This is a genomic window from Microbispora sp. ATCC PTA-5024 (genome assembly GCF_000511135.2).
Taxonomy (GTDB): domain Bacteria; phylum Actinomycetota; class Actinomycetes; order Streptosporangiales; family Streptosporangiaceae; genus Microbispora; species Microbispora corallina.
The window spans coordinates 300,602-320,282 of sequence record NZ_KI866524.1 but is presented as its reverse complement, the minus strand read 5'-3'; the positions used below and the strand labels follow the sequence as shown (position 1 = coordinate 320,282).

Annotated in this window: 20 protein-coding genes; 12 read left to right on the top strand and 8 right to left on the bottom strand. The window is 74.3% G+C overall.

The window, feature by feature from the left end:
• Positions 1 to 402 (top strand): helix-turn-helix transcriptional regulator (locus MPTA5024_RS22205; RefSeq protein ID WP_036327621.1); only part of this gene is annotated, 402 nt, incomplete at its 5' end.
• A gap of 6 nt (positions 403 to 408) precedes the next feature.
• Here MPTA5024_RS22205 and MPTA5024_RS22200 read toward each other — a convergent pair.
• The 5 genes from MPTA5024_RS22200 to MPTA5024_RS22180 all read right to left on the bottom strand — a co-directional run bounded on the left by MPTA5024_RS22200 (position 409) and on the right by MPTA5024_RS22180 (position 4,632).
• Entirely contained in the window at positions 409 to 987 is a 579-nt protein-coding gene (locus MPTA5024_RS22200) for a carboxymuconolactone decarboxylase family protein (RefSeq protein ID WP_036327619.1), read from the bottom strand.
• A gap of 93 nt (positions 988 to 1,080) precedes the next feature.
• Complete coding sequence (locus MPTA5024_RS22195) at positions 1,081 to 1,896, bottom strand: SAM-dependent methyltransferase (protein ID WP_036327616.1); 816 nt, start codon at positions 1,894 to 1,896, stop codon at positions 1,081 to 1,083.
• Positions 1,897 to 1,996: 100 nt separating this feature from the next.
• Entirely contained in the window at positions 1,997 to 2,608 is a 612-nt protein-coding gene (locus tag MPTA5024_RS22190) for an FMN reductase (protein WP_036327614.1), read from the bottom strand.
• 13 nt (positions 2,609 to 2,621) lie between these two features.
• On the bottom strand, positions 2,622 to 3,719 hold the full coding sequence (locus MPTA5024_RS22185) for an LLM class flavin-dependent oxidoreductase (RefSeq protein WP_036327611.1): 1,098 nt from the start codon (positions 3,717 to 3,719) through the stop codon (positions 2,622 to 2,624).
• A gap of 127 nt (positions 3,720 to 3,846) precedes the next feature.
• Positions 3,847 to 4,632, bottom strand: a complete 786-nt coding sequence (locus tag MPTA5024_RS22180) for an SDR family NAD(P)-dependent oxidoreductase (RefSeq protein WP_036327604.1) — start codon at positions 4,630 to 4,632, stop codon at positions 3,847 to 3,849.
• Between the two features lie 206 nt (positions 4,633 to 4,838).
• Between MPTA5024_RS22180 and MPTA5024_RS22175 the strand changes: the two genes are divergently transcribed.
• From MPTA5024_RS22175 to atzF, 8 genes are read left to right on the top strand one after another with little or no spacing between them, the layout of a single operon-like run.
• Positions 4,839 to 5,591 carry a GntR family transcriptional regulator gene (locus MPTA5024_RS22175; RefSeq protein WP_157099645.1) on the top strand — a complete coding sequence of 251 codons (753 nt, stop codon included), beginning with the start codon at positions 4,839 to 4,841 and terminating at the stop codon, positions 5,589 to 5,591.
• On the top strand, positions 5,566 to 7,092 hold the full coding sequence (locus MPTA5024_RS22170; RefSeq protein ID WP_036327598.1) for an ABC transporter ATP-binding protein: 1,527 nt from the start codon (positions 5,566 to 5,568) through the stop codon (positions 7,090 to 7,092). Before MPTA5024_RS22175 ends, MPTA5024_RS22170 begins: the two co-directional genes overlap by 26 nt.
• Positions 7,089 to 8,135 carry an ABC transporter permease gene (locus MPTA5024_RS22165; protein ID WP_036327597.1) on the top strand — a complete coding sequence of 349 codons (1,047 nt, stop codon included), beginning with the start codon at positions 7,089 to 7,091 and terminating at the stop codon, positions 8,133 to 8,135. The genes MPTA5024_RS22170 and MPTA5024_RS22165 overlap by 4 nt, the downstream gene beginning before the upstream one ends.
• Positions 8,122 to 9,024, top strand: a complete 903-nt coding sequence (locus MPTA5024_RS22160; protein ID WP_036327596.1) for an ABC transporter permease — start codon at positions 8,122 to 8,124, stop codon at positions 9,022 to 9,024. Before MPTA5024_RS22165 ends, MPTA5024_RS22160 begins: the two co-directional genes overlap by 14 nt.
• A gap of 21 nt (positions 9,025 to 9,045) precedes the next feature.
• Positions 9,046 to 10,182, top strand: a complete 1,137-nt coding sequence (locus MPTA5024_RS22155; protein ID WP_036327594.1) for a BMP family ABC transporter substrate-binding protein — start codon at positions 9,046 to 9,048, stop codon at positions 10,180 to 10,182.
• The gene (locus tag MPTA5024_RS22150) at positions 10,179 to 10,742 is read left to right on the top strand and encodes an isochorismatase family protein (RefSeq protein WP_036327592.1); all 564 of its coding nucleotides are present in this window, start codon (positions 10,179 to 10,181) and stop codon (positions 10,740 to 10,742) included. The genes MPTA5024_RS22155 and MPTA5024_RS22150 overlap by 4 nt, the downstream gene beginning before the upstream one ends.
• Positions 10,739 to 11,440 carry a biuret amidohydrolase gene (gene biuH, locus MPTA5024_RS22145; protein ID WP_036327590.1) on the top strand — a complete coding sequence of 234 codons (702 nt, stop codon included), beginning with the start codon at positions 10,739 to 10,741 and terminating at the stop codon, positions 11,438 to 11,440. Before MPTA5024_RS22150 ends, biuH begins: the two co-directional genes overlap by 4 nt.
• Positions 11,424 to 13,175, top strand: a complete 1,752-nt coding sequence (atzF, locus tag MPTA5024_RS22140) for an allophanate hydrolase (protein WP_051458507.1) — start codon at positions 11,424 to 11,426, stop codon at positions 13,173 to 13,175. The genes biuH and atzF overlap by 17 nt, the downstream gene beginning before the upstream one ends.
• 53 nt (positions 13,176 to 13,228) lie before the next feature.
• Here the strand turns inward: atzF and MPTA5024_RS22135 are convergent, their stop codons facing one another.
• Positions 13,229 to 13,681 carry a DoxX family protein gene (locus MPTA5024_RS22135; protein WP_036327587.1) on the bottom strand — a complete coding sequence of 151 codons (453 nt, stop codon included), beginning with the start codon at positions 13,679 to 13,681 and terminating at the stop codon, positions 13,229 to 13,231.
• An 804-nt stretch (positions 13,682 to 14,485) separates the two neighbouring features.
• On the opposite strand from MPTA5024_RS22135, the gene MPTA5024_RS22130 reads away from it, so the two are divergent.
• Both MPTA5024_RS22130 and MPTA5024_RS22125 read left to right on the top strand, forming a co-directional pair.
• Positions 14,486 to 15,364 (top strand): sulfotransferase family protein, encoded by an 879-nt coding sequence (locus MPTA5024_RS22130; RefSeq protein WP_036327586.1) that lies wholly within the window; start codon positions 14,486 to 14,488, stop codon positions 15,362 to 15,364.
• Positions 15,361 to 16,539 (top strand): glycosyltransferase family 4 protein, encoded by a 1,179-nt coding sequence (locus MPTA5024_RS22125; RefSeq protein WP_036327585.1) that lies wholly within the window; start codon positions 15,361 to 15,363, stop codon positions 16,537 to 16,539. The genes MPTA5024_RS22130 and MPTA5024_RS22125 overlap by 4 nt, the downstream gene beginning before the upstream one ends.
• A gap of 54 nt (positions 16,540 to 16,593) precedes the next feature.
• Here the strand turns inward: MPTA5024_RS22125 and MPTA5024_RS22120 are convergent, their stop codons facing one another.
• Positions 16,594 to 17,262, bottom strand: a complete 669-nt coding sequence (locus MPTA5024_RS22120; RefSeq protein WP_036327584.1) for a response regulator — start codon at positions 17,260 to 17,262, stop codon at positions 16,594 to 16,596.
• Positions 17,259 to 18,707, bottom strand: coding sequence for a sensor histidine kinase (locus MPTA5024_RS22115; protein WP_063794747.1), 1,449 nt, complete (start codon positions 18,705 to 18,707; stop codon positions 17,259 to 17,261). The genes MPTA5024_RS22120 and MPTA5024_RS22115 overlap by 4 nt, the downstream gene beginning before the upstream one ends.
• Positions 18,708 to 18,899: 192 nt before the next feature.
• Between MPTA5024_RS22115 and MPTA5024_RS22110 the strand changes: the two genes are divergently transcribed.
• On the top strand, positions 18,900 to 19,681 hold a 782-nt coding region (locus tag MPTA5024_RS22110), incomplete at its 3' end, for a carboxymuconolactone decarboxylase family protein (protein ID WP_051458506.1).

Below are 19,681 nucleotides of genomic sequence, written 5' to 3'. Positions count from 1 at the left end.
CTGGGCGCGCCGGTCCCGCCCGCCGAGCGGCCCGCGCTGACCGCGTGCGTGGAGGCCCTGCACGCGGCGCTGGGCGCGCGGGCCTTCGCCGACGCGTGGCGGGGCGGCGAGACGATGACCCTCGACGAGATGGCCGACGCCGCCGTCGAGGCCGGCGGGGAGGAGCCGCCGGCCGGAGGGCCGGAGCCGTTCGACGCGTACGGCCTGACGGGCCGGGAGCTGGCCGTCCTCCGGCTGGTGAGCCGCGGCATGACCAACCGTGAGATCGCCAGGGAACTGCACATCAGCGCCGGGACGGCGGGCGTCCACGTGTCCAACATCCTGCGCAAGCTCGGCGTGACCAGCCGCGTCCAGGCGGCCGCCATGGTGCGGGACGCCGGCCCGCCGGGACGGGCCGGCTGACCGGACTCACACCTCGGACCGCTCCTGGGACCCATTCTGGGACTCACGGAGCAGGGCCAGGTAGCCGTCCTCGGCGATCCGCTTCGCCCGGGCCGCGTAGACCCCGGGGTCGTCGGGGGCGAACGTGCCCAGGCCGTCCACGTACCGGTTGAACATGCAGAACGCCGCGGCGATCAGCACGGTGTCGTGGATCTCGACGTCGGTGGCGCCCTCGGCGCGGGCCGCGGCCACCTCGTCGGCGGACACCTCCCGCCCGCCCCGCTGCACGGACGCGGCGATGCCGAGCAGGGCCCGCAGCCTGGCCGAGACGGGCGCGGCGTCCAGGCCCGCCCGCACCTGCTCGACCAGCTCCATCCCCTCCGGCAGCTGGGCCGCGGCGTACGCGGCGTGGGAGGAGTAGCAGTACGTGCACTCGTTCAGCGCGGACACGTAGGCCGCGATGAGCTCGCGCTCCCCGCGCGACAGCGTGCTCTCCCCGCGCAGCAGCACCTCCACCAGCTCGTTCAGCGGGCGGGCGGTCTCGGGGCGGAACCGGAACAGGCCGCGGATGCCGGGCTCGTCGGTGGTGAGGGCGATGTGGGCCATGGACTCTCCTTCGCTGGGGACGCCTCAAGCAGCGTCCGCGAAAAGATCCACTCGGTCAACGCCCGTCCGCGGCCGTTCCGGGACGGGACCGGGTCAGGGCTTGCGGCCGACGCCGCAGAACTCGTCGACCTCGCGGACCGAGCCGACGTCGACGGCGCCCGGCCGCCACAGCGGGCAGGACACGACGCCGGGCTCGACGATGTCGAGGCCGTCGAAGTACCGGGTGATCTGCTCGGGCGTCCGCAGCGTGTACGGCAGCGAGCCGCTCTGGTTCCAGATCGCGATGGCCGCGTCGAACTCCGGGCCGCGGATCACGTTGGTGCCGTCGGCGACCGCGAGGTGGCTGCCGGAGGGCAGGCCGTCGAGGAGCCGGGCCGCGATCGACCGCGCCTCCTCGTGGTCGGGGATGTGGCCGAGGATGTTCAGCAGCATCAGGCCGACGGGCCTGTCGAGGTCGAGCGTGGTGCGCGCCGCGGCCTCCAGGATCTTCTCCGGCTCCCGCAGGTCGGCGTCGATGTACTCGGTCACGCCCTCGGGGGCGCTGACGAGCAGGGCGCGGGCGTGCGCCAGCACCATCGGGTCGTTGTCGACGTAGACCACGCGCGCGTCGGGGGCGGCCCGCTGGGCGACCTCGTGCGTGTTGTCCACCGTGGGCAGGCCCGTGCCGATGTCGAGGAACTGCCGGATCCCCGCCTCGTGGACCATGTACTCCACCGACCGCTTGAGGAAGCCGCGGGAGCTGCGGGCGATGTCCACGATGTCGGGGAAGATCCCACGGAACTGGTCGCCGATCGTGCGGTCGATCTCGTAGTTGTCCTTGCCGCCCAGCCAGTAGTTCCAGATGCGCGGCGAATGGGAGACCGTGGTGTCGATCCCCGGAGGCGTGGCGGGCGCGGAGCTTTCGGTCACGGACCCTCTCCTCGGTGCGAGGCCGTCGATTCACAGCAATCTTGGCAGTCGCGCCCGCGCCGGGGGGCGATTCGCGGCAATGATCGTAATTCGTGACCGGCTACGGCCGCAGCTCCGCGAGGCGCTGCTCGAACGGGACCACCTCGTCGGCGGGCCGGGGCCGGGCGGCCCGCGCCGGCATGAGCGCGGCCAGCTCCTCCCCGGCCCGGGCGACGCGCTCGGAGAGGGGGCCGGTGGCGGCGTCCCCGGTTCCGCCCCAGTCCTCCGAGGCGGCGTACACGCCCGTCGGCGCCACCACGGCCCGCAGGTAGGCGAACAGGGGCCGCAGCGCGTGGTCGAGGACCAGCGAGTGGCGCGCCGTGCCGCCCGTCGCCGCGACGACCACGGGCATGCCCGCGAGCGCGCCCTCCTCGACCACGTCGAAGAACGACTTGAACAGGCCGCTGTAGGACGCCGTGAAGACGGGCGTGACGGCGATCAGGCCGTCCGCCTCCGTCACGGCCTCGATCGCCTCCCGCAGTCGCGGCGAGGGGAAGCCCGTGACCATGGCGTTCGCGATGTCGGCGGCGAGGTCGCGCAGCTCGATCACGCGTACGGCGGCCTCGCCGGGCAGCCGCCGCCGGACCGCCTCGGTCAGCCGGTCGGCGAGCAGGCGGCTCGAGGAGGGGCGGCCGAGACCGGCCGACACGGCGACGAGCCTGAGGGCTGTCATGAGGTCTCCCTCCTCAGGAGCCGGCGGCGGCGGACTCGGCCGCGCGCCGCGCGACCAGGGCCGCGTGCGTGGGGGCGTCGGGCACCGTGTCGGGCCGGTCGCGCGCGAACTCCCTGCGCAGCACCGGCACGACCTCCTCGCCGAGGATGTCGAGCTGCTCCAGCACGGTCTTCAGCGGCAGGCCGGCGTGGTCCATCAGGAACAGCTGCCGCTGGTAGTCGCCGAACGACTCGCGGAACGCGAGCGTCCGGTCGATGACCTGCTGCGGGCTGCCCACGGTCAGCGGGGTCTGCTCCATGAAGTCCTCCAGCGACGGGCCGTGCCCGTACACGGGGGCGTTGTCGAAGTACGGCCGGAACTCCCGTACGGCGTCCTGGGAGTTCTTCCGCATGAACACCTGGCCGCCCAGGCCGACGACGGCCTGCTCGGGCGTGCCGTGGCCGTAGTGGGCGTACCGCTCCCGATACAGGCTGATCAGGCGCTGGAAGTGCTCCTTCGGCCAGAAGATGTTGTTGGCGAAGAACCCGTCGCCGTAGTAGGCGGCCTGCTCGGCGATCTCGGGGCTGCGGATCGAGCCGTGCCACACGAACGGCGGGACACCGTCGAGCGGGCGGGGCGTCGAGGTGAAGCCCTGCAGCGGGGTGCGGAACCGGCCCTCCCAGTCGACGACGTCCTCGCGCCACAGGCGGTGCAGCAGCGCGTAGTTCTCGACCGCCAGCGGGATGCCCGTACGGATGTCCTGCCCGAACCAGGGGTAGACCGGCCCGGTGTTGCCGCGGCCCAGCATCAGGTCCACCCGCCCGCCGGCCAGGTGCTGCAGCATCGCGAAGTCCTCGGCGATCTTGACGGGGTCGTTCGTCGTGATCAGGGTGGTCGCCGTCGACAGCACGAGCCGCTCGGTCCGCGCCGCGATGTAGCCGAGCATCGTCGTCGGCGACGACGGCACGAACGGCGGGTTGTGGTGCTCGCCGGTCGCGAAGACGTCGAGCCCCACCTCCTCCGCCTTGAGCGCGATCGTCACCATGGCCGTGATCCGCTCGTGCTCGCTGGGCGTCCTGCCCGTGGTGGGGTCCGGCGTGACGTCGCCCACTGTGAAGATCCCGAACTGCATCGTGCCACTGTCCCTCGTCCGTTGAAATTTCAACCACACTAACGCGACGGAGGAGCGGTTATTCCTCGTCCGCCGTCCCCGTACGCCGGTCCTGCGCGGCCGGGTACGGGGGGCGGGCGGCGGGTCGTCAGCTCGGGAAGATGCCGCCGGTGACGTTGACGAAGGTGGCGGTGATCCCGCCGGCCCGGTCGGAGGCGAGGAACGCCGCCGTGTCGGCCACCTCCTGGAGACTGGGGGAGCGGCGCAGCATCCGCATCGAGGCGAGGTTGTCGAGCAGCCCCCGGAACGCGACCTCGTCGAGCGCGAGACCGCCGTTGACCGCGGCGAGCTTCTCCGGCGACAGGGTCTCCGGCACCCCCGCCGCCCACAGGCCGAGGACGCGCACGCCCCGGGGGCCGACCTCGGCCGCCAGGTTGCGGACGAACACGTCGGTCGCCGCGTCGGCCGGCCCCGTGCCGCCCATCATCGGGCTCCCGACGGCGGAGCCGCTGTCCAGCGCCAGGATGACCCCCGACCCCTGCTCGACCATGTGCCGGGCGGCCGCGGTGGCCGTGATGAAGGCGGCCGTCAGGCCGGTGACGACCGGGCGCAGGAAGTCGTCGGCGGACAACTCGGTCAACGGGACGCCCTGGACGTCCCCGCGGGTGACGAGGTTGAGGGAGACGTCGATCCCGCCGGCCGCGGCGACCGAGGCGGCGTGCTCCCGCACGGCCCGCTCGTCGGTCGCGTCCAGCACGGCCACCTCGGCGCGGCCGCCCGAGGCGACGATGTCCTGGGCCACCCGGTCGAGGCTCGCGCGGGCGCGGCCGGCGAGGAAGACCCGCGCCCCCTCCCTGGCGAACGTCCGGGCGACGCCGCCCCCGATCGCGCCCCCGGCCCCGTAGATGATCGCGTTCTTGTTCTCGAGCAGCATCGTCAAGCTCCCTTACGTCGGCGTCCGGGCGGTCCGCCCGGCTCTCACACCGACGCGTCGATCGGGGAGCGGCCGGGAGGACACGACCACGGAGAAATTCTTGGAGAGGGTCTCCCCGTCTCCGTACGACTCCTGTGAGGGCCACGCCACGGCGAATTAACGCGGCCCGCCATGGGGCGAAACGCGCCCTGCCTACCGTCCTGAGCGTGGATGCGGGGCTGTATACAGGACCGGCTACAGGGCCGGACACGAGGACGCGGCTGCGTCGTGACCAGGTCTACGGCGAGCTTCGCCGCCGCCTGATGATCGGCGAGTTCGCGATCCGGTCCCGCCTGGTGGAGGAGCGGCTCGCGTCGCTGCTGGGGGTCTCCAGGACCCCGGTGCGCGAGGCGCTGGTCCGCCTGCTGTCCGACGGCCTGGTGGAGCGGGGCGAGGACGGCGGCTACTACGTCGCCCAGCCCGACCTCACCGACCTGCGCGATCTCTACGAGCTGCGGATCACCCTCGAACTGAGGGGGATCGCCCGTGCCCTGGACACCGGTGTCCGCGGCCACGACCCGGCGATCCTCGAACCGCTGCGGGACCAGTGGCGGGCGATGCGGGACGACCAGCCCGAGCCCGACCCGCAGTTCGTGGTGATGGACGAGGACTTCCACGTCACGATGAGCCGCGCCTCGGGGAACGCGGTCCTGACCAGCACCCTCGCGTCCGTCAACGCGCGGATCCGGGCGGTGCGCATGTACGACTTCCTGACCGCCGACCGGATCACGCTGACGATCCTCCAGCACCTGGAGATCGCCGAGGAGGTCCTGGCGGGGCGCCTGGAGGACGCCCTGACCGCGATGCGGCGGCACGTCGGGGAGTCGATGGACGTCGTCGAGCGCAGGGCCGCTCGCGCGATCACTCAGATGGCCCTCAACCGAGGCAGGCGCCATGACGTTGACCGAGGCTCCCACTAGACATCCCCTGCTCGCCGCCCGGGGGCTGACCCGGACGTTCGGCGAGGTCGTCGCCAACGACGGCGTCGACCTGGACGTCCTTCCCGGGGAGGTGCACGCGCTCGTCGGGGAGAACGGCGCGGGCAAGAGCACCCTTCTCAAGCTCATCTACGGCGTGCACCGGCCCGACTCGGGCGAGCTCGCCATCGACGGCACCCCCGTCCGCGTCGCCAGCCCGGCCGCCGCCAGATCCCTCGGGATCGGCATGGTCTTCCAGGACATGCGCCTGGTCCCGGCGCTGACCGTGGCGGAGAACGTCGCCCTCGCGCTCCCCGGCAGGCTCCGCCTCGACGCGCTCGCCCGGCGCGTCGCGGCCGCCGCCGAGGAGTACGGCCTGGCCGTGGACCCCCTGGCCAAGGTCGCCCACCTGTCGATCGGGGAGCGCCAGCGGGCCGAGATCCTCAAGGTGCTGATCGCGGGCTCGCGGGTCGTCATCCTCGACGAGCCGACGAGCGTGCTCGCGCCGCAGGAGGTGGCGGCGCTCTTCCAGGTCGTCCGGCGGCTGCGCGACCTGGGCTACGGCGTCATCATCGTCACCCACAAGCTGAACGAGGTCAGGGCCGTCGCCGACCGGGTCACCGTGCTGCGCGGCGGCCGGGTCGTCCTCGGCGGGGCCGACCCCGGGGCGTACACCGACGCCGAGCTGGTCGAGGCCATGGTCGGGCGGGCCGTCCCGCCGCTCCCCGCCGACCGGCCCGCCCCGGCGCCCGGCGGCGCCCCCGCCCTCTCGCTCCGCCAGGTCGGCGTGTACGGCGACAGCGGCGTGCTCCGCCTGCGCGACGTCACCCTCGACGTGATGCCCGGCGAGGTGGTCGGGGTCGCCGGGGTGGCCGGCAGCGGGCAGCGCGAGCTGTGCGAGGTGGCCTGCGGCCTGCGCCCGGCGGCCACCGGGGCGGTGACCGTGGCCGGGACCCCGCTCACCGGCGCCCGGCAGGCGGGGGGCGTCGCGGAGGTGCCGGAGGACCCGCTCGCCGACGCCGTCGTCCCGGGCCTGACCGTGGTCGAGCACGTGGCGCTCGGCCTGCCCGAGGTGCCCCGGCGGCGGTTCAACGTCGACTGGCGGCGCGTCGCCGGGATCGCCCGCGGCCTCGACGCCGCGGTCGGCCTGGAGATGGCGGCCGGGCACCGCCGGGTGGCCGAGCTGTCCGGAGGCAACGTGCAACGGGTCATGCTGACGCGGGCGCTCGGCCGGGACGACACGGTGCTCGTGGTCGCGGCGTACCCGAGCCGCGGCCTGGACGTCGCCACCACCCGCCGTACCCAGGAACTGCTTCTCGCGCGGGCCGCCGCCGGGGCGGGGGTGCTGGTGGTCTCCGAGGACCTCGACGAGCTCGTCTCGATCAGCGACCGGATCGCCGTGCTCCACAACGGGGAGCTGGCGGGGGTCGTGGAGGCGCGCGGCGCCGACCGGCAGGAGATCGGCCGCCTGATGCTGGGCGGCCGGGCGGGAGGGGAGGCATGACCGCCACACTGGCGAGGCCCGCGGAGCGGGCCCCCGCGCACCGGACCGGAACCGCCCTCCGGACGGCCGGCCGCTGGGCCGGCGCGCTCGCCGGGGCCGTCGCGATCTTCTGCGTGCTGCTGCTGGCCAAGGGCGCCGACCCGGTGACGGCGCTGGGAGACATGGTGGCCTCGGCCTTCACCGGGGCGAGCCTGGAGCAGATCGTCGTCAAGGCGACCCCCCTGATCCTCGCGGCCATGGCGGTCGTGCTCCCGGCCCGCGCCGGGCTGACGAACGTCGGCGGCGAAGGCCAGGTCGTGATCGGCGCGGTGGCCGGGGCCGGGGTCGGCCTGGTCGTCCACGGCCCGGCGGCGCTGCCGCTCATGCTGCTCGCCGGGGCGGCCGGAGGGGCCCTGTGGGCCGGCGTCGCGGCGGCGCTGCGGCTGGCCGTCGGCGTCAACGAGGCCGTGACCACGCTGCTGCTGAACTACATCGCGCTCGACGTGATGCTCTACCTCATCTACGAGCCCTGGAAGGACCGGCACGGCTCGGGCCAGCCGGCCACCCGGCCGCTGGAGGTGGCCGCGCGGCTGCCGCTGCTCAGCGGGACCGCGATCCACATGGGCATCGTCGTCGCCCTGGTGGCCGCCGTGGCGGTGTGGCTCGTGCTGCGCGCCACGTCGTTCGGGTTCAAGGTGTCGGTCGTGGGCGGCAACCCGGAGGCGGCCCGGCGGGCGGGGCTGCCGGTGGCCCGGCTCATCCTCGTCGCGATGCTGCTCGGCGGCGCGCTCGCCGGGCTCGCCGGAGTCGTCCACCTGGCCGGCGTGGAGTTCAAGCTGCGGCCCGGCCTGACGACGAACGTCGGGTACGTCGCGTTCCTCGCGGCCTGGCTCGCCCGGCACCGGCCGCTGCCCACGGTGGGCGCGGCGTTCCTGCTGGCCGCCGTGACGGTGGCGGGCGACAGCCTCCAGCTCGACAGCGGGCTGCCGGCCGCGACCGTCAACGTCCTCATGGGCCTCGTCCTGCTCGCCGTCCTTGGATGGAGTCGCCGTGCTCATCGTTGACGTGCTCACCGGAGGCGTGCGCGGCGGGACCGCGATCATGTTCGCCGCGTTGGGGGAGACGCTGGCCGAGCGCGCCGGCGTCGTGAACCTCGGCACCGAGGGATGCATGCTGGTGGGGGCCCTCGGCGGGTACGCCGTCGCCGCCGAGACCGGCAACCCCTGGCTGGGCCTGCTCGCCGGGGCGCTGGCGGGCGCGCTGCTCGGGCTGGTCCACGCCGTCGCCGTCGTGTGGCGGCGGGCCGACCAGTTCGCGACCGGCCTGACCCTGATGTTCCTCGGGCTCGGGCTGACCTCCCTCTTCGGCGCCGCGTACGTCGGGAAGGCGGCCCCCGGGTTCGACCCCGTGCCGCTGCCCGTCCTCGGCGACATCCCCGTGATCGGGGAGATCCTGTTCCGGCACGACCCGGTGACGTACCTGACCTTCGTCGCCGCGCCCCTGCTGTGGTTCGCGCTGAACCGCACCAAGGCCGGGCTGCTCGTCCGGACCGCCGGGGAGCGGGCCGACGTGCTCCACGTGCACGGCTACTCCCCTGGCCTCATCCGGACCGTCGCCGTCACCGCCGGGGCCGCGCTCGCCGGCCTCGGGGGCGCCCAGCTGTCCACCGCCTACGCCCACGCCTGGTTCGAGGGCATGACCGCGGGCCGGGGGTTCATCGCGGTCGCCCTCGTCATCTTCGCCGCCTGGCGCCCCCTGTGGGTGGTGGCCGGGTCCTACCTCTTCGGGGCCGCGCTCGCCGTGGCGCCCGCGCTGCAGGCCCGGGGCCAGTCGCTCAACCAGTTCGCGCTCGACGCGCTGCCCTTCGTCATCACGCTCGTGATCCTCGCGGTCCTCGGCCGGCGCACGCTGCGCGCCGCCCCCGAGGAACTGCGCCGCGTCTTCGCCCGCTAGAAGCCCAGCCGGGAGACCCCCATGCGTAAGATCATCGCCGGTGCGGCGCTCGCCGTCCTGGCCACCGCCTGCTCGGCCAACACCGCCGGCACCGCCACCTCCGCCTCGGGCGGGACCGTCGTCCCCGGGAAGGGCTCGACCGCCGTCGGCTTCATCTTCGTCGGCCCGAAGGACGACTACGGCTACAACCAGGCCGCCTACCAGGGCAGCCAGGAGGTGGCCAAGGCCTTCCCGAACCTCAAGGTCATCACCGCCGAGAACGTCCCCGAGGACGACAACGCCGCCCGGGTCATGAACAGCATGATCGCCAAGGGCGCGAAGATCGTCTTCGCCACGTCGTACGGCCACCTCGACGCCGCCCTCAAGGTGGCCGCCGAGCACCCCGACGTCGTGGTCGTCCAGCAGGGCAACCTCATCACCGGCAGCGCCCCGCCGAACGCCGGCACGTTCTTCGGCACCGTCTACGAGCCCGTCTACCTCGCGGGCATCGCGGCCGGCCGGGCGACGAAGACCGGCAAGCTCGGGTACGTCTACGCCTTCCCCATCAGCCAGACGATCGACAACATCGACGCCTTCGAGCTCGGCGCCCGGTCGGTGAACCCGTCCGTGAAGACGTACGCCGTGAACACGTCGAGCTGGTGCGACCCGGCCAAGCAGGCCGAGGCCGCGGCGAACCTGCTCAAGCAGGGCGTCGACGTCATCACCCAGCACCAGGACTGCACGGCCACCGTCATCAAGGCCACCGAGGCGGCGGGCGCGATGACGGTCGGCTACCACGCGGACGCCTCCTCCATCGCGCCCAAGGGCTGGCTCACCGGCTCGCAGTGGAACTGGGGGCCGCTCTACTCCGACATCGTCCGCACGGCCCTCGGCGGCACGTTCACCGGGTCCAAGTACAACGGCAACTTCCGGGTCGGCTACAAGACCGGCGACAACCCGTTCGTCCAGTCGCCGTACGGGCCGCTGGTGGACGACAAGACCCGCCGGCTCATCGAGGCCGCCAAGGACACGCTGAAGAACGGGTCCCCGTTCGCCGGGCCGGTGCGCGACCAGGAGGGCAAGGTGCGCATCCCGGACGGCACGACCCCCGACTACGAGACGATCGAGAAGATCGACTACTTCGTGGAGGGCGTCGTCGGAAGCCTGCCGAAGTCATGATCTCCACGCCCTACCCCTGGCCCTGGCACGGGTCGCTGGACCCCCGGCGGCTGGCGCTGCTGGCCGTGACCTGCCCGTCACCGCCCGGCGGACCGTCCGCGGCCGCCGCGGGAGAGGTGGCCGGGCAGGTCGCCGGGGCCGTGCGGAAGGCGGGCGGCCTCGTGGTGCGGGTGCGGGTCCGGCCCCCGCTCAGCCCGTCCGCCGGCCTCACAGCGGCGGCCCCCTTCGGCGATCCCGCGGCAGTGGAGGACGGCGGGGACGCCGCGGACCTGGAGGCCCGCGCCGCGGGCTGGGACGGGTTCCACGGCTGCCCGCTCGACGAACTGCTGCGGGCGGCCGGCCGCGACCTGCTCCTGCTGTCCGGCTGCTGCCTCGAACTGGGGGTGCACTCCACCATGCGCTCGGCCAACGACCGGGGGTACGAGTGCCTGCTGCTGTCCGACGCCTGCGCCGTCGCGGACGCGTCCCTCGGCCGGGCCGCCCTGTCCATGATCGAGATGTCCGGCGGGATCTTCGGCGCGGTCGGCTCGAGTACCGCCCTGCTTAGGGAGCTGTCATGAGATTTCCGGTTATCGAGGCGGAGCCGTACCCCTGGCCGTACGACGGCGGGCTGGACCCCGCGACCACGGCCCTGATCTGCGTGGACTGGCAGGTCGACTTCTGCGGCCCCGGCGGGTACGTGGACATGATGGGCTACGACCTGTCCCTCACGCGGGCGGGCCTGGAGCCGACGGCGCGGGTGCTGCGGGCCTGCCGGGAGGCGGGCGTGCTCGTCGTGCACACCCGGGAGGGCCACCGGCCCGACCTGGCCGACTGCCCGCCCAACAAGCTGTGGCGCTCGGCCCGGATCGGCGCCGGGATCGGCACGGCCGGCCCCTGCGGCCGCATCCTGGTGCGGGGCGAGCCGGGATGGGAGATCGTGCCCGAGGTGGCGCCCGTCGAGGGCGAGCTCGTCGTCGACAAGCCGGGCAAGGGGGCGTTCTACGCCACCGACCTCGACCTGCTGCTGCGCACCCGCGGCGTCACCCACCTGCTGCTGACCGGGATCACCACCGACGTCTGCGTGCACACCACCATGCGCGAGGCCAACGACCGCGGGTACGAGTGCCTGCTGCTGTCCGACTGCACGGGCGCCACCGACAAGGGCAACTACGAGGCGGCGCTGAAGATGGTGACCATGCAGGGCGGCGTGTTCGGCGCGGTCGCCCCGTCGAGCGCCCTGCTGTCCGCCCTCGGAGCCGGTGCCGGTGTTCGCTGACCTGCGCGGCGGCTACCGCACCGGCGTCATCAGGCCGTCCGACGTGGTGGCGGAGACGTACCGGAGGATCAAGGAGCGGGGGGACGACGGCGTCTGGATCACGCTGCGGCAGGAGGCCGACGTCCAGGCCGACCTCGCCCGGCTCGACCCCGCGCTGCCGCTGTACGGCGTGCCGTTCGCGGTCAAGGACAACATCGACGTCGCCGGCATGCCGACCACGGCCGCCTGCCCGGCGTTCGCCTACCGGCCCGGCAGGACCGCGCCGCTGGTGGAGCGCCTGCTCGCGGCCGGGGCGCTGCTCGTCGGGAAGACGAACCTCGACCAGTTCGCCACCGGGCTGTCCGGCTCGCGCAGCCCGTACGGAGCGTGCGAGTCGCCGCTGGTCCCCGGGCTCATCTCCGGCGGCTCGTCGTCGGGGTCGGCCGTGGCGGTGGCGGCCGGCCTGGTGCCGTTCGCGATCGGGACCGACACGGCGGGATCGGGCCGCGTGCCCGCCGCGCTGACCGGCACGGTCGGGCTGAAGCCCTCGCGCGGCCTGGTCCCGAGCCTCGGCATCCTGCCGGCCTGCGCCTCGCTCGACTGCGCCAGCGTGTTCGCGGCCTCGGTCGGCGACGCGCTGGCGGTCCTGCGGCTGATCGCCGGGCCGCACCCGGACGACCCCTGGTCGCGGGCGCTGCCCCTCGGCCGTCCCGGGAGCGGCCCGCGGCGGGTCGGCGTCCCCCGGGCGGCCGGGTTCCACGGGGACGGGCCGGCGGAGGCGGCGTTCGCCGGGGTGGTCGAACGGCTCGAACAGCTCGGTCACACGACCGTGCCCGTCGACCTGACGCCCTTCCTCGCGGCGGGGAGCCTGCTGTACGAGGGGCCGTGGGTGGCCGAGCGGCTCGCCGGCGTGGGCGACTTCGTCCGGCGGCACCCCCACGACCTGCATCCGGTCACCCGTGAGGTGCTGAGCACGGGGGAGGGGGTCAGCGGGGTCGACGTCTTCCGGGGCCTGCGGCGGCTCCAGGAGTTGCGCGCGGCCGTCGCACCCGTGTGGGCGGATATCGACGCGCTCGCGGTGCCGACCGTGCCGACCACCTTCACGCTGGCCGAGATGGCGGAGGACCCCGTCGGCCGCAACTCGGTCCTCGGTCGCTACACGACCTTCGCGAACCTGCTCGACCTCGCCGCCGTCGCCGTCCCGGGCGGCCTGACCACGTCCGGGCGGCCGCACGGGGTGACGTTCCTCGCTCCGGCGGGCGCCGACGGCCTCCTCGCCGGTCTCGCGGCCGGCTTCACCGGCGAGAGGCTCGACGGGCCCGCCGAGGTGCCGTACGAGCCGCCCGCGGTGAGCGGGACGGCCGAAGCCGGGACGGGCGGACGGGTCCTGCTCGCGGTCGTGGGCGCGCACCGCACCGGCCAGCCGCTCCATCCGCACCTGGCGGCGCTCGGCGCCGCGTGCGCCGGCGTCACGCGGACGGCCCCGGTCTACCGGATGTACGACCTCGGCGACCGGCCGGGGCTGGTCAGGGAGGCCGGCGGCGGGGCGGTGGAGGTCGAGCTGCACGAGCTCGCCCCCGCCGCGCTGGGGGAGCTGCTCGTCAGCATCCCCGCCCCGCTCGGGCTCGGCACGCTGGAGCTCGCCGACGGCCGCCGCGTCCACGGCTTCCTCTGCGAGTCGTACGCGGTCGCGTCGGCCCGCGACATCACCGCGTACGCGAGCTGGCCCGCCTACCTGGCGGCGCGGCAGGCATGACGGCGCCTGGCCGCGGCGCCCCTCCCGGCCGGCGGCCGGGAGGGGCGCGGTGCTCAGGTGCCCTGCAGGTTGGGCGCGGCGGCCGCGGGCGTGTACGCGTCCTCCCCGCGGGTGCGGTGGAGGACGGCGTCCAGCGCCCAGGTCCCGGGGCCGAGCACGGCCACCAGGAAGAACGACCAGCAGAACAGCACCGCGAGCTCGCCGCCGTTCAGCAGCGGCAGCAGGCCCTGCGGCTGGTGCACGACGAAGTACGCGTACGCCATCGAGCCGGAGGAGATGAGCGCCGCGACCCGCGAGAACAGGCCGATCATGACGAGCGCGCCGAAGATCACCTGGATCAGGGCGGCCCACCACCCGGGCCAGGTGCCGAACGGGATGGCGTGGCCGGTGCCGCGGTTCCCGCCCAGGACGCCGAACACCGACGACACCCCGTGGCACAGGAACAGCAGGCCGGTCACCATTCTGAACAGTGACAGCACCGGCCCGCTGATGTGGTCGAATTTCATGTCTTTCACCTCGTGGTCTTTCAGATGTGGCGGGGTGCCCGCGCGAAGCGGAGCATGCGCGAAACGGTATGGCCGCGCGATCGGCGCCGTCGCCGGAAAGCGTGGCCGGACGTGCGGGAATAAGGATGGAGGGCGTGAGAAGCGCCGGATCGATCGCGGCGTTCCGCCGTTTCAGGCCATTTCCGAAGGATTCTTCGGCATCTCAGTAAGGCCGGTGTAAAACCATCGCTTTTCCCGTCGTCCCGCGGTCCGTCGTCCCGGCCCGCACGGCCTTCGCCGTCGCGGCCGGGCGGACGCGGCAGGCGTCCCTCCGAACCGTGCTGCAGCACCGATGGGCAGCGTCGTCGCTGTCGTGCCGGGCCTCGTCCATGGAGCGCGGGTCCGGGCGGACGTATTCGGCGGCGAATAGGGGTCCGGCGGCGCCCACCCCAGAATGCGCACAGGGGTACCCCTAGTCAAGTCACCCGGTAAGCCGTTCGCACGTATTGACCGAGTAACACCGGCAGCGATGTGTTCTGTCCATCTTTACCTGGTGCTTCTACCCCGGCGAGGGCGTGCGTGCCGCCGTCCGCGACTAAATGCTCGGTGAAAGTTTCCTGTCGGCTCGACCGGCCGGGCGTCCATAAGGGTAATCACCGGCTCGGCCTCCAGACCCCCGGGCAGCAGCAGGCGCCCGAGGTGGGTGCCGTGCGGCGAGGGGCGCGTGTCGGGGCGGCCCTCACTCCCGCCCGCCCCCGCCGAGGCGGGCCGCACGGACCGGCGTTCCCAGGCTTTTCCCTGGAAGCGGGCGTAGCGTGAAGCGGCATGACCTGGCAGCGGAGGATGAACGGCGCACTGAGCAGGTATGCCGGTATCCAGGTAAAACGGGTGGAGAAAGGGAGCAATCCCGTTTCGTTCTCCGGCCCCGCCGACGAGGACCTGGTCCGCCCGCCGGCCGACCCGCGGGCCGACCGGCTGCTCGTTGCTCCCGTGTTCGTCATGTCCCCGGTGCGGTCGGGCTCCACGCTGCTGCGGGCCGTCCTCAACGCCCACTCCGAGCTGCACGCCCCGCACGAGCTGCACGTCCGCCGCCTGACCGTGGGGTACGGCACCCCTCTGGCCGAGAAGGCAATGACGGCGCTCGGCCACAACCGGGCCGACCTGGAACACCTGCTGTGGGACCGGGTCCTCCACCGGGAGCTCGTGCGCAGCGGCAAGCGGACCATCGTCGACAAGACCCCCGCCAACGCCTTCGCGTACGCGCGGATCGCCGCCTGCTGGCCGGACGCGCGGTACGTCTTCCTGCTGCGGCACCCGGCCTCGATCGCCGCCTCCTGGTACGAGGCCGGCGGGGAGCGGCGCACCCGTGAGGAGGCCGCCGCCGATGCGCTGCGCTACATGAAGGCGGTGCAGCGGGCGCGCACGGCGCTGACCGGCCTCACCGTCCGGTACGAGGACCTGACGGCGGAGCCCGAGAAGACGGTCCGCTCGATCTGCGACTTCCTCGGCGTCGCCTGGGAGCCCGGCATGCTGCGGTACGGCGACCAGGGCGTGCTGCAGAAGGGGCTCGGCGACTGGAAGGACAAGATCCGGTCCGGCAGCGTGCAGCCCGGCCGGGACCTGCCCGACCCCGGCGGGATACCGGACCTCCTGAGGCCCATGTGCCGCAGCTGGGGCTACCTGCCCGGAGGCGAGGGCTCGTGAGGATCCGCTACCTGCTGCTCCACGCGTACGGCATGGGCGGCACCATCCGCACCGTGGTGAGCCAGGCGAACGCGATGGCCGCGCTCGGCCACGACGTGGAGATCGTGAGCGTGATCCGCAGGCGGGACCGCCCGCAGTTCCGGCTCGACCGCTCGGTGGCCCTGTCCACCCTCGTCGACCAGCGGGAGGGCGTCCTGACCGACTCCCTCGGCCGCAAGGTGTGGCGCCGGGTGCGCGGCAAGATCGTCCCGTACGGCGAGTTCGCGGCCGCCTACTTCACCGAACGGGTGGAGAAGGCGGTCATCGACTACGTCTCCTCGCTCGACGACGGGATCCTCGTCACCACGCGCCCCGCCCTGAACCTGATCTCCGCCCGCCGGGCCCCCTCCGGTGTGGTGCGGGTGGCCCAGGAGCACATGAACCTCAACGCGTACCCGGAGACGCTGCGCCGCGAGATCGTGCGGCACTACGGCGCGTTCGACGCGGTCGCCGTGCTGACCGGGACGGATCGCCGCGACTACCAGCGGCTGCTTCCGGACACCCCCGTCGTGCGCATCCCCAACGCCGTCGACAGGGCCGGCCGCGTCCCGTCCCGGCAGGAGCACAAGGTCGTGGTCGCGGCCGGCCGGCTGGTCGCGCAGAAGGGGTTCGACCTGCTGATCCCGGCCTTCGCGGCGGCGGCGCGGCGCCATCCCGGGTGGCGGCTGCGCATCTTCGGCACCGGCCCGAAGAAGCACGAGCTGACCGCGCTCGCCGACCGGCAGGGGCTCGGCGACCGAATCGCGCTGATGGGACGTAGCCCGCGCCTGCATGAGGAGCTGGCCAGGGCGTCCGTCTACGCCCTCAGCTCCCGCTTCGAGGGGCTGCCGATGGTGATGATCGAGGCGATGGCGCACGCCCTGCCGGTCGCCGCCTTCGACTGCCCGACCGGCCCGGGTGACGTGCTGACCGACGGGATCGACGGCCTCCTCGTGCCGCCCGAGGACGTCGACGCGCTCGCGGAGGCCCTCGGCCGGCTGATGGCGGAGCGGGAGACCCGGGTGCGCCTGGGCTCGGCCGCCGCCGTCACGGCCGCCGAGTACGACCCCGAGATCGTGATGCCCCAGTGGGAGCGGCTGTTCGGCGAGCTCCTGACCGGCAAGCCGGCCGGGGACGGCTTCCGCAGCGCGAGCTGAGACGGCCGCGCCGCCGCCGTCGTCCCGGAGGCGCCATCACCGGCCGCCGGGAGGTCAGCGCGGCGTGTCGCGGGGGACGACCAGCCCCGACTCGTAGGCGAAGACCACGAGCTGGGCCCTGTCCCGCGCGCCGAGCTTGGTCATCGCCCTGCTGACGTGCGTCTTCGCGGTGAACGGGCTGATCACCATCTGCGCCGCGATCTCGTCGTTGGTGAGGCCGCGGGCGACCAGGGCGACCACCTCCCGTTCGCGGTTGGTGAGCGCGCCCAGCGCTTCGACAGGGACGGAGTCCGGCGGCCGGGAGACGTACTCGCTGATGAGCCTGCGGGTGATCGCCGGCGACAGCAGGGCGTCGCCCCGGGCCGCGACGTGCACCGCCTGGATCAGCTCGGCCGGCTCGGTGTCCTTGAGCAGGAACCCGCTCGCGCCCGCCCGCAGCGCCGCGAAGACGTACTCGTCCAGCCCGTAGTTCGTCAGGATCACCACGCGGACGCCGGCGAGCCGCGGGTCGGCCGCGATCTGGCGGGTGGCCTCGATGCCGTCCATCACCGGCATCTGCACGTCGACGAGGGCGACGTCCGGCACGTGCCGCCCGGCCAGCGCCACCCCCTGGCGCCCGTCACCGGCGTCGCCGACCACCTCGATGTCCTCCTCGGCGTCGAGCAGCGCCCGGAACCCGGCCCGTATGAGCGTCTGGTCGTCGACCAGCAGAACGCGGATCACCCCGCACCCCCGCCGTCCCGTCGCCCGGCGCGACCGGGCGCCGGGACCGCGCCGGGCCCGCCCGCCGCGGCGGAGGCCGTCGCGGGCGCACGGTGCTCGTCGTCCTCACTGTGCTCGTCGTCCGCACGGTGCTCGTCGTCCGCGAGTGCGGCGGTGGTCGCGGGCGTGCCGGCTGCCGTGGCCGTGGTCGCGGTGTGCCCGCCGTGCGTGGCCGCCGTCGCGGGCTGCGCGGTGGCGTGTGCGGGGTGCGCGGCTGAGGCCGGCGAGGGGTGTGCGGTGGCGGTCGTGGGCGCGAGGCCCGGCGCCGGCGACAGGGGGAGCTCGGCCTCGACGGAGAAGCCGCCGCCGGGACGCGGCCCGGCGGACAGGCGGCCGCCCAGCGCGGCGACCCGTTCGCGCATGCCGGTCAGCCCCACCCCGGGGACCGGCGGGCCGTCCGGGGCCGCCCGCCCGTCGTCGTCCACCCGCACGGTCAGCACGCCGGGCCCGTACTCGACCCCGACCGCGGCCGAGGCGGCGGGTCCCGCGTGCCTGGCCACGTTGGTGAGCGCCTCCTGGACGATCCGGTAGGCCGCCCGGTCGACCTCGTCCGGCAGGTCCCGCCGGTCGCCGGAGACGTCCAGGGAGACGGGCACGCCCGCGGCCCGCGCCCGGTCGGCCAGCTCGCCGATCCGGCCGACGCCGTTGGACGCCTCCTCGCCCGGGTCGCGCAGCACCTCCAGCGTCGCCCTCAGCTCGCGCATCGCGTCGCCGCTCGCCTCCTGGATCGCGAGCAGCGCGGGCGGGACGTCCTCGCCGCGTTTGCGGGCCAGGTGGACCGCCACCCCGGCCTGCACCTTGATGATCGAGATGCAGTGGGTGAGGGAGTCGTGCAGCTCGCGGGCGATCCGCAGCCGCTCCTCGCCCGCCCGCCGCAGCGCCGCCTCCTCGCGCGTCCGCTCGGCCTCGGCGGCGCGCTCCTCGGCCTGCCGCAGGTACGCCTGCCGCTGCCGGGAGACGACGCCGCCCACGTTGGCGGCGACGAACCAGCCGACCAGCAGCACGGCGCGCTGGACCACCGCCCGCGGGTCGCCCGTCCCCGCGGCCGACAGGTCGGCCAGCAGCGTGCCGCCCAGGAACAGGGCGCTCGCGCCCGCCGCCGCGATCCGGCGGCCGTCCCGGGCGACGGAGTACGCGGTGATGAGCACCGGGAACGCGGCCGACGTCTCGGGGTGCACCCGGGCCGAGAACGCCAGCATGCAGGCCGTGGCCACCGCCAGGGCGGGCAGCGGGGCCCGCCGCCAGGCGACCACGGCGAGGGTCCCGGCCAGCAGCGCGAGGTACTCCAGCGGGCCCGGGGCCGCACCGACCGGTGCCAGCACGATGCCGCCCAGCAGCGCTCCGCCCACCGCGGCCGCGAGCGCCGCGTCGGGAAGGTATCCGCGCCACCTGCGATCAGCGTCCATACCGGCAGGGTAGCCCGCACCGCCCGCCCGCCACCTCCTCCCGGGAGACCGCTCCGGCCCTACTCCCGGGGGAGTACGCCCGGCCCGCCGTCCGCGGGGGGAGCAGCGGCCGCCGCCTCCGCCCGTACGACGACACGGCGGCGCCCGGACCGCGACCATCGACGCTGAGCACACGAAACCGAAGGAGAAGCCATGCCGACGCCCTTCCGATACGTCGTCCCGGTGGCCCGGGAGGCGGCGTCCGGGCCGGTCGCCGAGGTCTACGGGCAGATGGCCCGCGACTTCGGACTGGCCCGGATGCCGCTGTTCATGACGCTGTCCCCGGCGCCCGACGTGCTCGTGGCCGCCTGGGCGGCGCTGCGGGAGTCTCTGCTGGCCGGGACGGCCCCCCGCATCGGGAAGGAGGTGGTGGCGACAGGGGTGTCGCTGGCCAACAGGTGCCCGTTCTGTGTGGACGCGCACACCGTGCTCCTGCACGCAACGGGCGACCACGGGCTCGCGGAGACGATCGCCCGCGGGGAGACGCCCGGCTCGCCGGAGCACGCCCGGCTGCTCGCCTGGGCTCAGGCCACCAGCGGGGCGGTCGCGGGGCCGGCCGCGCCCGCGCCGTTCCCGCCCGGCGCGGCCGCCGAGTACGTCGGGACGGCGCTGGCGTTCCACTTCGTCAACCGCATGGTGTCGGCCCTGCTGACCGACGACTTCCTCCCGGGCGGGCTGCAGCGGTCACGGCTCGTGCGCAGGGTCGGCGGCCGCGCCATGTCCCGGGCCGTACGACGCGGGGCCGTCGCGGGGGACGCGCTCCCGCTGCTGGAGGGGCTGCCCGCCGGGCCCGAGCCGGGGTGGGCCGAGGGCACCCCGATCGGCCGTGCGTTCGCCGCCCTGCGCGGGGTGGCCCTGTCGGAGGAGGTGCCGCTGGGGGAGGAGGCCATGTGGCACGTGGCCGGGGAGGTCGCCCGGTGGGACGGCGGGCACCC

What these genes read in the sequence shown, in the direction of transcription:
- MPTA5024_RS22155 (WP_036327594.1), top strand. Translation starts at nt 9,046, where the DNA reads ATGCGTAAGATCATCGCCGGTGCGGCGCTCGCCGTCCTGGCCACCGCC.
- MPTA5024_RS22170 (WP_036327598.1), top strand. Translation starts at nt 5,566, where the DNA reads ATGACGTTGACCGAGGCTCCCACTAGACATCCCCTGCTCGCCGCCCGG.
- MPTA5024_RS22190 (WP_036327614.1), bottom strand. Translation starts at nt 2,608, where the DNA reads ATGACAGCCCTCAGGCTCGTCGCCGTGTCGGCCGGTCTCGGCCGCCCC.
- MPTA5024_RS22115 (WP_063794747.1), bottom strand. Translation starts at nt 18,707, where the DNA reads ATGGACGCTGATCGCAGGTGGCGCGGATACCTTCCCGACGCGGCGCTC.
- MPTA5024_RS22130 (WP_036327586.1), top strand. Translation starts at nt 14,486, where the DNA reads ATGACCTGGCAGCGGAGGATGAACGGCGCACTGAGCAGGTATGCCGGT.
- MPTA5024_RS22150 (WP_036327592.1), top strand. Translation starts at nt 10,179, where the DNA reads ATGATCTCCACGCCCTACCCCTGGCCCTGGCACGGGTCGCTGGACCCC.
- MPTA5024_RS22165 (WP_036327597.1), top strand. Translation starts at nt 7,089, where the DNA reads ATGACCGCCACACTGGCGAGGCCCGCGGAGCGGGCCCCCGCGCACCGG.
- MPTA5024_RS22180 (WP_036327604.1), bottom strand. Translation starts at nt 4,632, where the DNA reads ATGCTGCTCGAGAACAAGAACGCGATCATCTACGGGGCCGGGGGCGCG.
- MPTA5024_RS22135 (WP_036327587.1), bottom strand. Translation starts at nt 13,681, where the DNA reads ATGAAATTCGACCACATCAGCGGGCCGGTGCTGTCACTGTTCAGAATG.
- MPTA5024_RS22185 (WP_036327611.1), bottom strand. Translation starts at nt 3,719, where the DNA reads ATGCAGTTCGGGATCTTCACAGTGGGCGACGTCACGCCGGACCCCACC.
- biuH (WP_036327590.1), top strand. Translation starts at nt 10,739, where the DNA reads ATGAGATTTCCGGTTATCGAGGCGGAGCCGTACCCCTGGCCGTACGAC.
- MPTA5024_RS22200 (WP_036327619.1), bottom strand. Translation starts at nt 987, where the DNA reads ATGGCCCACATCGCCCTCACCACCGACGAGCCCGGCATCCGCGGCCTG.